The sequence below is a fragment of the Bacillus coahuilensis m4-4 genome (assembly GCF_000171615.1).
Lineage (GTDB): Bacteria > Bacillota > Bacilli > Bacillales > Bacillaceae_K > Bacillus_T > Bacillus_T coahuilensis.
In genome coordinates this window covers 106,064-118,392 of record NZ_ABFU01000030.3, presented here as the reverse complement: position 1 = coordinate 118,392, position 12,329 = coordinate 106,064, and the positions used below count along the sequence as shown (strand labels likewise).

The 12,329-nt window shown below is 34.0% G+C and carries 18 protein-coding genes and 1 pseudogene; 8 read left to right on the top strand and 11 right to left on the bottom strand.

The annotated features are described in order from the left end of the window. Nucleotides 1-49 precede the first annotated feature (49 nt). Complete coding sequence (locus tag M44_RS08500) at nt 50-268, bottom strand: hypothetical protein (protein ID WP_010172692.1); 219 nt, start codon at nt 266-268, stop codon at nt 50-52. 224 nt (nt 269-492) lie between these two features. Between M44_RS08500 and M44_RS25110 the strand changes: the two genes are divergently transcribed. Further along, entirely contained in the window at nt 493-1,218 is a 726-nt protein-coding gene (locus M44_RS25110; protein ID WP_081447467.1) for a phospholipase D-like domain-containing protein, read from the top strand. Nucleotides 1,219-1,233: 15 nt separating this feature from the next. After that, nucleotides 1,234-1,701, top strand: coding sequence for a phospholipase D-like domain-containing protein (locus M44_RS25105; RefSeq protein ID WP_081447466.1), 468 nt, complete (start codon nt 1,234-1,236; stop codon nt 1,699-1,701). Between the two features lie 40 nt (nt 1,702-1,741). Here M44_RS25105 and M44_RS08490 read toward each other — a convergent pair whose 3' ends face one another. From M44_RS08490 to M44_RS08470, 5 genes are all read right to left on the bottom strand, one after another. After that, nucleotides 1,742-2,194, bottom strand: a complete 453-nt coding sequence (locus M44_RS08490; RefSeq protein ID WP_010172691.1) for a GyrI-like domain-containing protein — start codon at nt 2,192-2,194, stop codon at nt 1,742-1,744. Nucleotides 2,195-2,211: 17 nt separating this feature from the next. After that, a complete protein-coding gene (locus M44_RS08485) occupies nt 2,212-3,093 on the bottom strand; it encodes a DUF4097 family beta strand repeat-containing protein (RefSeq protein WP_010172690.1) in 882 nt (293 codons plus the stop codon). Beyond that, the gene (locus M44_RS08480; protein ID WP_010172689.1) at nt 3,094-3,462 is read right to left on the bottom strand and encodes a DUF1700 domain-containing protein; all 369 of its coding nucleotides are present in this window, start codon (nt 3,460-3,462) and stop codon (nt 3,094-3,096) included. A 121-nt stretch (nt 3,463-3,583) separates the two neighbouring features. Continuing rightward, nucleotides 3,584-3,796 carry a DUF1700 domain-containing protein gene (locus M44_RS08475; RefSeq protein ID WP_155814930.1) on the bottom strand — a complete coding sequence of 71 codons (213 nt, stop codon included), beginning with the start codon at nt 3,794-3,796 and terminating at the stop codon, nt 3,584-3,586. 225 nt (nt 3,797-4,021) lie between these two features. Beyond that, a complete protein-coding gene (locus tag M44_RS08470) occupies nt 4,022-4,897 on the bottom strand; it encodes a TetR/AcrR family transcriptional regulator (RefSeq protein ID WP_010172687.1) in 876 nt (291 codons plus the stop codon). A gap of 177 nt (nt 4,898-5,074) precedes the next feature. Here M44_RS08470 and M44_RS28855 point away from each other — a divergent pair, with 177 nt between their 5' ends. Genes M44_RS28855 through M44_RS28840 form a run of 4 tightly spaced genes read left to right on the top strand, consistent with a single transcriptional unit; the run spans nt 5,075 to nt 8,139 of the window. Beyond that, nucleotides 5,075-5,818 carry an efflux RND transporter permease subunit gene (locus M44_RS28855; protein WP_010172686.1) on the top strand — a complete coding sequence of 248 codons (744 nt, stop codon included), beginning with the start codon at nt 5,075-5,077 and terminating at the stop codon, nt 5,816-5,818. After that, a complete protein-coding gene (locus M44_RS28850) occupies nt 5,796-6,584 on the top strand; it encodes an efflux RND transporter permease subunit (protein WP_010172685.1) in 789 nt (262 codons plus the stop codon). Before M44_RS28855 ends, M44_RS28850 begins: the two co-directional genes overlap by 23 nt. A gap of 2 nt (nt 6,585-6,586) precedes the next feature. Beyond that, nucleotides 6,587-7,324, top strand: coding sequence for an efflux RND transporter permease subunit (locus tag M44_RS28845; protein ID WP_010172684.1), 738 nt, complete (start codon nt 6,587-6,589; stop codon nt 7,322-7,324). Beyond that, nucleotides 7,321-8,139 carry an efflux RND transporter permease subunit gene (locus M44_RS28840; protein ID WP_010172683.1) on the top strand — a complete coding sequence of 273 codons (819 nt, stop codon included), beginning with the start codon at nt 7,321-7,323 and terminating at the stop codon, nt 8,137-8,139. The genes M44_RS28845 and M44_RS28840 overlap by 4 nt, the downstream gene beginning before the upstream one ends. 21 nt (nt 8,140-8,160) lie before the next feature. On the opposite strand, the gene M44_RS25080 is transcribed toward M44_RS28840, so the two are convergent. Next, entirely contained in the window at nt 8,161-8,676 is a 516-nt protein-coding gene (locus M44_RS25080; protein WP_050770942.1) for a VanZ family protein, read from the bottom strand. A gap of 124 nt (nt 8,677-8,800) precedes the next feature. On the opposite strand from M44_RS25080, the gene M44_RS08440 reads away from it, so the two are divergent. Together M44_RS08440 and M44_RS21650 are read left to right on the top strand one after the other, a co-directional pair. After that, a complete protein-coding gene (locus tag M44_RS08440; protein ID WP_010172681.1) occupies nt 8,801-9,340 on the top strand; it encodes a GNAT family N-acetyltransferase in 540 nt (179 codons plus the stop codon). Nucleotides 9,341-9,652: 312 nt separating this feature from the next. Then, nucleotides 9,653-10,943 (top strand): annotated as a pseudogene (locus M44_RS21650) (MDR family MFS transporter). 82 nt (nt 10,944-11,025) lie between these two features. Here M44_RS21650 and cspD read toward each other — a convergent pair. The 4 genes from cspD to M44_RS29405 all read right to left on the bottom strand — a co-directional run bounded on the left by cspD (nt 11,026) and on the right by M44_RS29405 (nt 12,329). Further along, entirely contained in the window at nt 11,026-11,223 is a 198-nt protein-coding gene (cspD, locus tag M44_RS08430) for a cold-shock protein CspD (RefSeq protein ID WP_010172680.1), read from the bottom strand. A gap of 159 nt (nt 11,224-11,382) precedes the next feature. Then, nucleotides 11,383-11,673, bottom strand: coding sequence for a DUF3817 domain-containing protein (locus M44_RS08425; protein ID WP_010172679.1), 291 nt, complete (start codon nt 11,671-11,673; stop codon nt 11,383-11,385). Nucleotides 11,674-11,794: 121 nt separating this feature from the next. Further along, nucleotides 11,795-12,223 carry an SCO family protein gene (locus M44_RS21645; RefSeq protein WP_337444058.1) on the bottom strand — a complete coding sequence of 143 codons (429 nt, stop codon included), beginning with the start codon at nt 12,221-12,223 and terminating at the stop codon, nt 11,795-11,797. Next, nucleotides 12,165-12,329 carry a hypothetical protein gene (locus M44_RS29405; RefSeq protein ID WP_010172677.1) on the bottom strand — a complete coding sequence of 55 codons (165 nt, stop codon included), beginning with the start codon at nt 12,327-12,329 and terminating at the stop codon, nt 12,165-12,167. Before M44_RS29405 ends, M44_RS21645 begins: the two co-directional genes overlap by 59 nt.

Sequence of the window (12,329 nt, the reverse complement as noted above, 5' to 3'; positions counted from 1 at the left end):
GATTGAGCAAATCATAAATGATTTGCTTTTACCAATAAAATCCCCTTATTCACTTTGCGTTCTCAAAATATTTTAATCGTACCCTTGAATAGTTTGACTGATAGTTATACTCCATGGCTTCTAGTATAAATTCCTCAGCGTACCCTGTTAGCAACATTAAGTTGGGAATAGTTGACCTCATTCCTGCAGAATGGCAACGAATGACTGCTAGTGAAATAATCCCTGTTGCTTTTTTGTAAGATTTCATGATGGGCAATTGTTGGTACATTGAATCAACTCCTGAGTGTTGAGAACAAGATTACATAAGGGGTTACATTCGTCTACTACAATTATTTTACAGTATTATGTAGTGGTTGTATAGGGCAAGAGTTATTTTCTTTCTAATTATTCTAAAATTAAAAATAATTTAAACTATATTATCATTATTTTGTACATTCATAAATATAAAGTGCTTAACACATAATAAGATATTATAATCTCATAGGTGAACTGATGAAAATGATGAAGAAACTCTTTAACATATCTTTAAGTATAATCCTAATCTTTTTACTTCTGCATTCGAGAGTGAATCTAGGATATGTAGAATACATAAACACTCATCCGCTTATTTTAACTCCCACATATTCTGGTGAGCTTCAATTATTTACAGATGGAACAGAGCTTTTTGATCAATTACTAAAAGATATAAGGAGTGCAAAAGAAAGTATTTACATTCATTTCTTCATTTTTAGATCAGATGATATAGGAAATGATTTATTGGATTTATTATCCGAAAAAAGTGAATTGGGAGTAAATGTAATCTTATCTGTTGATTATATAGGAGGAAGAAAAATACCGAATAGAGTGATTCAGAAATTAAAGGCGAAAAACATTTTATTTATTGAAAGCAGAAAACCTTCTCTTCCCTATTTTTTCTATTCGATTCAACACCGAAATCACAGAAAGCTGATCAGTATAGATAATCATGTATCATATATAGGTGGCTTTAATGTAGGAGATGAGTATATAAGTAAATCGAAAAGATTTGGTTATTGGAGAGATTATCATGTAAGAATTTCTGGTAATGGGACTTCTGAAGTAGAAAATCAATTAATGAGAGATTTTAAAGAAGATGCACCTTATTATACTTCGAATTTAAAGGAAAAGACCCCTTCTATGAATTTGGAAGAGACTTTGCATTTATGTTTTCTACTGGGGAAACGTATGAAGAAAAATTAGTAGAAATCATACAAACTGCTAAAAAAAAGAATCATTATTGCTACACCATACTTCATTCCAAGTGACCATATGATAAACACTTTAAAAAACAAAATTTCAAATGGGGTAGACGTTATTTTACTCGTACCCGACAATACAGATGCGTGGTTCACAAAACCACCTAGTTATCCTATAACAGAAGAATTAATGTCACTTGGTGCTACAATATATTTATATGAAAAAGGATTTTTTCATGGGAAGGTTATGTTGATAGATCAAGACGTTGCTGTAGTAGGTACAGCGAATTGGGATTCTAGAAGCTTTCACCTTAATGATGAAGCTAGCGTAATCATTTATAAATCAGCATTACTACATGACATTGAAAAGGAATTGACTATTGATTTTCAGAATAGCCGAATATTGACCCCTGCATTATTTGAAGAATTACCACAGTGGGAACTCTTTTTAAAGCAGACTCCTAAATGGATTACATATTATTTTTAGTTCATTTAGATAAGAAATGATATGCTGAGTAAAAAATCCATTAACTATTAAGAACGGGTATACAAATATCTACTGTATTCCCTTTTGTGACTTTAAAGCCGTGTTTAAATTGTTTTAAATTGTATGGAGCTGCAATCGTTAATCCTATTTCTTTCGTGAGGGAATAGCACTTCTTAAGATGCTTACCAGCTAATACATCTTCTAAAGAAGTAGAAACTTGTAGATAAAACGCCTCAGGTATTTCAAAGGCTTCCATTTTTGATGGTGTTTCATCAATCTGAATGACTTCCGTACAAGCCATATACGTATATATTCCGTTAACGTGGTAATCCTGAGGAAATAGTTCAATACCATATAGCATATCCGTTTCATTCATGTGCTTAATTCTATGCATATTTTCATAAAACAAAGTCCATATCTTACTAAAGTTAAGATGACTTCCTGTTATCCCTACAAACTTCATACTGGGCAATTTCACAATGGAATAATTCAAAATTACTACACTCTCCTTTACTGAATCACTGCATCTCCAGTAGTTGAATGAATCCTAATAGATGGACCCTTACCTTCCGAGTGTTGAAAATTTCCTTCAACAGTTGTAGATAAATTCTTTTGTTCAACTGTAATTTCTCCTGTAGATGTCGTATATTGTAAAGCGTATTCATCCAAAGTGCCGTTTGTTTGAATAAAAATATCACCGGTTGTTACGTTGAAATCTAATGAATCTCCAACTTGGCCTTCGAATAAGATATCACCAGTCGTAGTATTACCTTGAACTCGACCAAGAGAGTTCACTAGTTCGATATCTCCAGTTGTAGAGCTTAAACTAAATTCCTCACTTTGACCGTCCTTAATGTTTATATCCCCAGTAGTAGCGTGAACTGAAACCAGCTGACTTTCCAATTCTTTTATATAAATATCACCCGTTGTAGAACGGATGTTAGTTGAAATTAAACCTTTAATTGGACGTAACTCAATATCACCGGTTGTTGACTCTGCTGTGATTGATTGAAGAAGGTCCATCGGTACATATAAGACCCCTCTTCCTGAATAGGACGGCGTTAACGGCAACCAAAACCATAGGTTCTCTCTTTCTTTAACCTCTATAGTTAATCGAGAACCTGATTGATTTGCAGCAGTCTCTACATGCTCAATAAAACTCTCGTCACCTTCTAAATATAAAACAACTATGTCTTTCTCATGGGGTAGTACTTGTAAATGTGTTGTAGTACTTGTAATAAATAACTCTTCGGCACTACCCATTTCAAATTCAACTGTGGTGGATGTCTCTATTTTATAGGACCATTCATCCCTGTTCATAAAAATTAATACGATTAATCCAGCGACACCAACCAAAATCAAAAATACAGATACTCCAATAAGTTTCTTCAATTACTTCTCCTCCTTTCTATTTGGAGAAATAACTTCTATATTCCACACTATATACTTTCGAGAAATATAAAATAACCCTTTTGAAAGAAACCATGTCACAATACTAAATAAAATTCCGAAACCTAAGCAAATCATACTAACAAATACTGTGCCTATCCACGGGAATGCAGTCGAATAGGTGACCCACTCTGAATTTAAATTCAAGGTTGAGAAAACAGGCTCTGCAAATGGGACAATAATTGCTGAAAAAATTAATACGATACTTGTTCCAAAAAATCCTAATAGTACCCCAATCATTCCCAAGAAAGGACCTACAATAAACGTTAAATTAAAAGAAAAGTAAAGCAATTCCAATGACGATTGTTTCAACTTTAGATCTGCCTGAATAGTTATCCGTTATTTTTTTGACTTAATCTTCCTAAATCTTTGTCTCCCAAGGAAATATACTGATTACTACTGTGATTGTTTTGGATAGATATCCGCTGCTCACTTAATGAATCGACAACCTTTTTGGAGTTCCAAGGTAGGTTACGATCTCATTCGGCGATTTTCCGTAGGCTACCCCTAAATCAAATCGTCTATCGTAATGCATCATAACTTCTTTCATTTTTTCTTCTGGATACGTCATAATCAACGATTGTATGTCATTTAGATATTTTTCTTTCGTCCAAATCTCTTCTGATTCTTTTGATAAATTCATCAATACAATTCCTCCTTATCATAACAGAACGAAAAATCAACACGACTTTTTTAACTAAATCTTAATAATCTTCAAACATATATAACGTTTTTGGTCTCTTCTATTCATTCTATCTTTACTATAGAGGAACATTCTTTTAAAAGGAACAATCCAAAGATATAGTTATTTCTACATCTGAAGTCGTAGAAAAGATTCTCATTCATTAAAAAAACGCCCCGTCAAGGCGTCTCATAACAACTTATACAATTGAGTAGCGGTTTTTTTTAATGAACTCTCCTGTGTAATCATATTAAATAATGCTTTCACAATTAATTTATCTGGTTTTTCTTTTTTAATTTCAACTGAAATTTTTTCAACACATGCTAAAAGCTCTTTTTGTAATTCTAGTGGAAGTGAATGTGATATAATTTCATCCACCAATCGTTTCCAAATTTTCTCTCTTTCCTCAAACTGTACAAAGCTACCTTGTTTATCTTTTTTAACAAAGTATTTTTCCATTTTACTGTGATCCAATAAAGGCTTAGATTCACCTTTCAAATAGACTTCTCCATACATTCTGATATGTGTCACCATGTGACGGGCTAAATCACCAGAAGATATCTCATGGTCCTCCGATAAATAAAGAGTCATATAGGCAGTATATAATGATTGACTCATCCATAATAAATCCCATTTATATGGAGTTATTTCATCGCCGAACAAATCATATATTGCCTCATTTAACCATGAGAAAAAACGACCTCTCATTCTATGTTCTAACCCTTTAATCTTTTCGTTATTCTTAGGACCCTCTCCCCTCATATGCATAATCATATAAGAACGATATTCGAACATACCTTCAAATTGCACAGAAAACTGTTTGATTAATTTTTCTTCTGTTGATAGTTCCTTTTGTAGTGAAACAACAAATGAACGTTCAAAAACGATTTGTTGATAATGCTCATAAATCGAAATGATTAGATCCTCTTTTGAAGGAAAATAGAAATATACAGACCCTTTTGATATTCCTATTTCATCAGCAATTTGTTGCATAGATGTTGCTGTATACCCATTCATTGCAAATAATTTTGTAGCAGCTTCAAGTATTTGTTGCCTTTTATCCATTTACTCACCTATTCTTCACCTTAATAAAACACATTGAATAACACACTCTGAGTTGACTTAAAAGTCAGTTCATGAAAAAATGACTCATGAGTCAGTTAAGAAAACTAAATATGATCACGTCTAAATTAGTTATTATTTTTTAGTTGACTTTAAAGTCAACTTTTTAGGAGGAAATGTATGTTAAGTTGGATGTTAAAGAGATCAAAAATATTCATGGTGCTTTTTCTATTATGTTTGATCGTCGGTATTTATACGTTTATTTCTTTACCTCAAAGAGAGCTACCTGAATTTTCGGTAAACGCCGGCACGATTACAACCATCTATCCCGGTGCAACAGTTCAAGCTGTTGAAAGAGATATTACGAATCCCATTGAAGAAAAACTGTCCTCCATAGATGGAATTGATGAATATTCATCTTCTTCAGCTGCCGGAGTTTCTTCTATTATACTAACAGTTGAAGATGGCCAAGACAAAAACGAAGTGTTTAGTAATGTGCGTCAAGCGGTTTCAGATGCTGCAAGCACATTTCCTGATAGTGTAACAGAGCCTAACGTAACCATTATATCTGGAGGTACTGCTATCTCGTCTTACACTCTAACAAGTGATAATCGAAATGAATTATCCGATTTAAAGGATGAGATGGCTAGATGGAAGGAAGAAATTGAATCCATTCCAGGAGTGAGTATGGTTCAAATCAAAGGTGTAACGGATGAACAAATCACCATAAATTTAGACTCAGAAAAACTTAGTGAGTATGGCATTCAATTCCCTACAATACTTACATCTATAAATGAAGAATTTTCACCAACTCCACTTGGAAAGAAAGAACAAGATGGACAGATTGTTCAATTAGCAATAGATTCCTATGGACAAATTGAAGAATTAAAAAAATTAATATGTGGGCACTTCCACAGATGGTAATTCTATTTATCTTTCAGATGTAGGTGAAATACTTTTAGAATCTAAGCCTGCAAAGGACCTTATATCTTATAATGATACTCCAGCCATTTCCTTCACAGTCAATGTGAAACCAGGTGAAGATATCCCGTCAGTTGATGAAAGTGTATCAATAAAAATGATGGAGCTTTCAAACTCTTTACCTTCGTCTATTGAATTTAATGAATATTACTCTCAAGCTACTTTAGTAACAGACATTTTCAAAGGGTTATATATGAGTTTAGCCATTGCTGTCATTGCAGTTATTTTAACTTCATCTTTGGGTTTATCTTTATCTGGAGCATTTGTCATGGCATTAGCTGTCCCTTTATCTGTATTAATAGGACTAATTCCTTTACCATTTGCAAATGTAGATCTAAATCAAATTTCAATTATTGGCGCAATTATTGCACTTGGAATTTTAGTAGATGATAGTATCGTTGTGAACGATAATATTCAGAGACGATATCGTTTAGGTGATGGAGCTCTAGCTGGTGCAGTCAATGGCGTGAAGGAAATCTGGGTTTCCATTGTCACTTCTACGTTAGCTATTGTTTTTACTTTTTCTCCACTAATTTTCTTAAGTGGTGGCAACGGGGCGTTTATACGTGCTTTACCAACCGTATTAATTACTACAATATTAGCTTCAACTATTGTAGCCCTATTCTTCGTGCCAATGGTTCGTTACCAATTATACAAGCGTTCAAATAAAATGATTTCAGATACACCTGGACTTCTTGGCAACCATTAAATATGCTAGCAGATTGGTATGCAGATAGGGTTTTAAGATCTATCGGAAAGCGTCCGGTCGTTATTTCTCTTGTCGGTCTCATGATTACAACTGGAATCTTTGGTTTGGTAGCCTTCACTCCTTTTGAATTTTTCCCTGCAGCAGACCGTGAAGAAGTAACCATTGACGTGACCTTACCTATTGGAACTACATTAGAAGAAACATATGAAGAATTATCGGATATGGCAGATGTTCTATCACAAGACGAGGGTGTATTCGAAACAAGCATCTTTGCAGGAACAGGAGTTCCGGGTTTATTCACTGGTTCAATGGATATTACCGGTGATTACACAGGTCAAATTGTTGTAAGAGTGGATAGAGAGAACCAAACTGCTAAAGGATTGATCGACAAATGGACTGAACCATTACGTTCTGAATTTAGTAATGCGACTATCTTTATGAATACGATTGAACAAGGTCCCCCTTCAGGTGCTCCTGTTACTGTAACCATTTCAGGGCCTGATATTGAAAAATTGACATCTATCCAAGCTTCTTTACAAGACAGAATTGAAGAATTGGGTACTGAACTTGTATTAGATAATATTGGGAAACCAGAACCAACCATATCCTATTCTCCAAATCGAGAAATAATGGAAGAATACGGAGTATCTATCAATCAAATAAGTGAACAAATCCGACTCACAACGGACGGTATTCCCCTCTCATCCTTTGATAACGGAATAAACAAAAAAAGAATATGACTCTATTCATTGATCGATTACAACCAGAAGATTCTCTACAACTATCCGATATTGAAATTTTTGCTCCAGCTCCAACTGGCCCACCATCCATATTGACTTTGGATGAGTTACTAGAAGAAAATAAGACAGAAGAATTACAAAGAATCCCTCACCTTCAAGGAGAGAGATCCATTGTCTTAAGAGCATTCCCAGGAGAAGTTGAAAACTTTAAGGAAAAGGTTACAACCATTGTTGAAGACGAACGAAGTAATTTAGATGATGAAAATTACCAAATTTCAATGGGCGGAGAAAATCAAGCTCAAAATGATTTTTTTGCAGAGATTATTGTGTTGTTTACCATCGTAATTTTTCTAATTTACTTGTTAATCGCTTTTCAATTTAATTCCCTTTCTCTTCCTTTCCTTGTATTAGTAGCCGTATATCTAGCAATTGCAGGAGCTATTTTTGGGTTATTTGTTACTCAAACTCCGATTAGTTTCTTAGCGGTAATGGGAATGGTATCATTGACTGGGATTGTTGTTAGAAATTCTGTTGTGTTAATAGAATTTATGGAGCAAGGAATAAATAAAGGAATGAGCTTGTTAGAAGCGGTGATGGAGTCAGGTAGAGCGAGAATTAGACCTATCCTTTTAACTGCATTAACTTCAATCGTAGCTTTAATTCCAATAGCTGTTAGTGGAGATGCATTATTTACTCCTCTAGCCGTTACAATTATCGCAGGGATCTTATTCTCTACAATCTTAACGTTAGTAATTGTTCCTGGCTTATACTTTGTGTTCTACCGTTTTAGAAAGAATAAACGAGCTATAGATTAGAAAATGAAAGGAGACTGAGAGTTAATTGTCAGTCTCCTTTTCAATATGCTTAGCGATTAGTAGCACAATAATTGCTCCAATCAAACTCCCTAGCGTATTCATGGATAAATCATCAATATCAATAGATCTTCCTAGTGGTAAGTAAAATTGTGTTACCTCAATAGTTAATGACAGTAAAAAACCAAAATATATACTTACGAAGACAGGGCGTGATTGTTTTATAAATATCCAGCAACAAGCTGCTCCAAAGGGTAAAAATAATAGAATATTTGCTATCAAACTTCTAAGTGGAATAAAAATATTCCCGTTATATTGGATGTGTAAAATAAAGTTACTGAATGGGATAAAATTATAGTTCTTCCATTGGTCATTCCCTTCTTGAGGAGTTAAGGTGACAAGAGCAATGCCGATGGTGGCAAGAAAGAAGACGATATATGGCAGCAACTTTCTCCACGTAAAATATGTACGCTCTCTTATCCATATTCTTAAAAACAAAAACATCATAATCATGCTAATTAAAAAACAATGGAATGACATAACTAAATTCCTTAAGTATGATGATCATAGAACCTTCTCCTAATTTTTCTACAATTATCCATCTTTATTCAACCTCATATGGTATGCTACTTACGAACAAATTATTAATAGAGGTGAAATGGATATGAAAGAGTTTCCTCAACTTGAGACTTCACGACTTCTTTTAAGAGAGTTAAAAGCAGAAGATAAAAGAGTCTTATTTACTAATTTTACTAATGAACGTCTGCTTCAATATTTTGGTATGGAACCTTTCCAAACAATAGAGCAGGCTAAACAATTTATCGATCAAGCAAAAATCGGATTTGAAAACGAAAAAATGATTCGCTGGGCCATCGTAATAAAGGAAAATAACCGTTGCATTGGTACATGCGGTATACATAACTGGGTGCAAAAGTTTAATAGATGCGAAATCGGTTATGAAATTGCTGAAGAACATTGGAGAAAAGGGTATGCCACTGAAGCAATATCCGCAATGCAAGAACATCTTTTTACACAGTGTAATATAAATCGAATTGGCGCAATTGTATATGTACAGAACAACGCTTCTATTAATCTACTTGAAAAACTAGGATTTCAAAATGAAGGTATTCTAAGACAGTACATGAAGCAGCACGGTAAGTTTCATGACACCGTTATGCTTTCTCTACTAAATCCTACAAAATAATTTTCTAATAGGGCAATTGATCGAATAGACTGGTTATTAAAAATAATTTACTACAACCTACTAAGATAAATCCTACTAGAATAACTGAATTTAAATGATTAGTAACCATTAGTATATACCCATATACAATAAATATTGTGTCTATATAAAGTATGGGTTTTTCATCGTTTTCCTCTTTTACATTGTAAAAGCACGTATTGATTGTACCATACAAATGAAGGAACATGCTGTAAAAATTAAGTATTCTGAAAATAAGGAATGAAGGAGGTTTCATAATATGATAGGAGTACGTTAAGGAAAGGCGGCATCTTTATGTTTAAAAAGTTACGAGGTATGAATCGGAATGTATGGATTCGCTTCTTTGGTGAATCACTTAATGGGATTGCATTTATGATGCTTCAACCATTTTTTGCTCTTTATCTAGCGGATAAAGTCGATTCACTCATTTATGTTGGAATTGTGATGGCAATCTCTCCTATTTTCTCAATATTTGGGACTATGATAGGAGGAAAACTAGCTGACTTATATGGTCGTAGACCTATTATGATCTGGTCAATGTTAGGTAATGGAATCGTAATGTTAGGATTTGTCTTTTTTTGATACATTTATTATGTTCGCGGTGTTAAGCGCATTGTTAGGATTTTTCAACTCACTTTTTCACCCAGCAGCATCTGCAATGGTTGCAGATGTCACAACACCAGAGCAGCGCAATGAAGCGTTTGGCCTATTACGTATGGGGCATAATATAGGAGCGGCAATAGGTCCCTTACTTGGTGCATCCATTATATTTTTCTCTAAAAGCATCATCTTTTTAATCACAGCAAGCACTGTTATTTTTTATGCGTTCATTGTGTTTATATCTATTAAAGAAACCCTACCAAAAAGCGATCTCGTAAAGGAACATGCAAAACAATCTGCTGAGAAAATCCCTTCTCCTTTTTCTGTTTTATGGAAAGACCGCCTATTGTTGGTTTTCGTTTTAACTGGTGTAGTAATCAGTATGAGTTTTTCCCAGACAGAAGGAATGCTCCCAATTCATTTTGATATTGAAATGAAGCACTTACCTGAAACATTAAATCCATTTCCTTACTTATTAGCATTTAATGGATTGCTTGTCGTGTTATTTCAATTCCCAATCGCTAGTTGGAGTGGAAAGTTTAGAATCGGAGCGGTTATGTTATGGGGGTCCATTTTATTTGGACTTGGACAAATTGGAATAGCATTATTACCTTCCACATTTTATGAAGCTAGGTTAGATTTTCTTCCCATATTATTACTTTTGTTAGTTGTTTATGCCGTGTACACGCTTGGTGAAATGCTTATCACCCCGGTACAAATGACATTTATATCAAATATTGCACCTGATCATTTACGTGGAACTTATATGGGAGCTGCTGGCTTACAATGGATCATTGGTGGTGCAGTAGGACCCATTATTTCTGGATATCTATTAAATAAAGAACTGGGAGATATTATGTTTACGGCTCTTGGAATCGGATGTATGATCGCAGGCGTTGTTTATTTAAATATTAACAAGTATTTAATGCCTAACCCGACAACACATCCATCATTATCCACTTCAGTTGATAATCAGAATGGATAGTTCACTCAATCCCAAAAGACCATTTCACCTATATACAAAATAAAAAGACTCCTAAAAAAGGAGTCTTCTTTAATTGGTTATATTATTTAGTAACGTTAGCAGCTTGAGGTCCACGGTTACCTTCAACGATTTCGAAAGAAACTTCTTGACCTTCTTCTAAAGATTTGAAACCTTCGCCTTGAATAGCTGAGAAGTGAACGAATACATCGTCTTGACCTTCAACTTCGATGAAACCGAAACCTTTTTCTGCGTTGAACCATTTTACTTTACCTTGTAGCATTGTTTTTCCTCCTGTGTGAACAGCTGTTCACGTAAAAATATTACTATTCTTGCTCTCAACATACTCATTTTGACGAAGATATATTTCTTCTTGCATGAATCGCTTGAACAACAATAATTAATTTAATTATAACATTTCACCTTTAAAATGCAAACAGATTTAGGGATTTTTTAGAAAATACTTATCGAATATAAATGGTCCAAAAGGCAAAAATGCTGCAACCACAGCAAGTCCAAATTGAATGATTGACCATTTATCAACAAAAAATAAGTGAATCGCTGCAACGATGTAAAACGTAAACAGCCCACCATGAATGGCACCCACAACAGATACCACTTCTGGAATACCAGCCATATATTTTAATGGCATCGCAATTCCTAATAATAGTAAATAAGAAATGGCTTCACCATAACTTAGCAATACGAATCGACCTCTAGCTGTATATAACATATTTATGTGCCTCCTATATTCATGTAAAAGGGAATCATTAAATCTTTTGTTTAATTACTCTACTGGACCGGCTTTTATAAGCGCCTTAACATCGGAGACAATCATATCCATAGGTACTTCTTCATTTCCTTGATAATCTTTTACAACGGTTCCATTTTTGATCAACTAAATAAAAATTCACTCCATGAATCACTTGGTCTGACGTTGGATCATTTTGCACAATTGTTTTAAACGAGTTTAGCGCAAGCTGTGAGATGAATTCCTGTTTATACCCTGTTACTAAATGCCAATTATCTTCATTTGCTTCATAATTACTTATATACTCTGATAATACTTCAGGACTATCATTTTCAGGGTCTACACTAAATGAAACAATTTGATAATCTGTTACACCTTCCTCATCTAACATTCCTTGAATTTGAGACATATTATACGTCATGGGAGGACAAACCGTTATACAATTAGTAAAGATAAAGTCGACTAACGTAACTTTACCGTTTTTTAAATTCGTTCTGATTGATGGGCTCTCCTCGTTGATTTGTTGCTTCAAAATCTTCTATTTCATATTGATAATCGGAATGAAATCCACCATTACTACAAGCACTTAATATGATTGTAAGTACAAATACAAAACCAACGTTTTTTATGTATTTCAT

Excerpts from the sequence above, each read along its gene's own strand:
- M44_RS08470 (WP_010172687.1), bottom strand. The coding sequence starts at position 4,897 with ATGGATAAAAGGCAACAAATACTTGAAGCTGCTACAAAATTATTTGCA.
- M44_RS28840 (WP_010172683.1), top strand. The coding sequence starts at position 7,321 with ATGACTCTATTCATTGATCGATTACAACCAGAAGATTCTCTACAACTA.
- M44_RS29405 (WP_010172677.1), bottom strand. The coding sequence starts at position 12,329 with ATGAAATACATAAAAAACGTTGGTTTTGTATTTGTACTTACAATCATA.
- M44_RS28845 (WP_010172684.1), top strand. The coding sequence starts at position 6,587 with ATGCTAGCAGATTGGTATGCAGATAGGGTTTTAAGATCTATCGGAAAG.
- M44_RS25080 (WP_050770942.1), bottom strand. The coding sequence starts at position 8,676 with ATGTCATTCCATTGTTTTTTAATTAGCATGATTATGATGTTTTTGTTT.
- M44_RS25110 (WP_081447467.1), top strand. The coding sequence starts at position 493 with ATGAAAATGATGAAGAAACTCTTTAACATATCTTTAAGTATAATCCTA.
- M44_RS08440 (WP_010172681.1), top strand. The coding sequence starts at position 8,801 with ATGAAAGAGTTTCCTCAACTTGAGACTTCACGACTTCTTTTAAGAGAG.
- M44_RS08425 (WP_010172679.1), bottom strand. The coding sequence starts at position 11,673 with ATGTTATATACAGCTAGAGGTCGATTCGTATTGCTAAGTTATGGTGAA.
- M44_RS28855 (WP_010172686.1), top strand. The coding sequence starts at position 5,075 with ATGTTAAGTTGGATGTTAAAGAGATCAAAAATATTCATGGTGCTTTTT.
- M44_RS08500 (WP_010172692.1), bottom strand. The coding sequence starts at position 268 with ATGTACCAACAATTGCCCATCATGAAATCTTACAAAAAAGCAACAGGG.
- cspD (WP_010172680.1), bottom strand. The coding sequence starts at position 11,223 with ATGCTACAAGGTAAAGTAAAATGGTTCAACGCAGAAAAAGGTTTCGGT.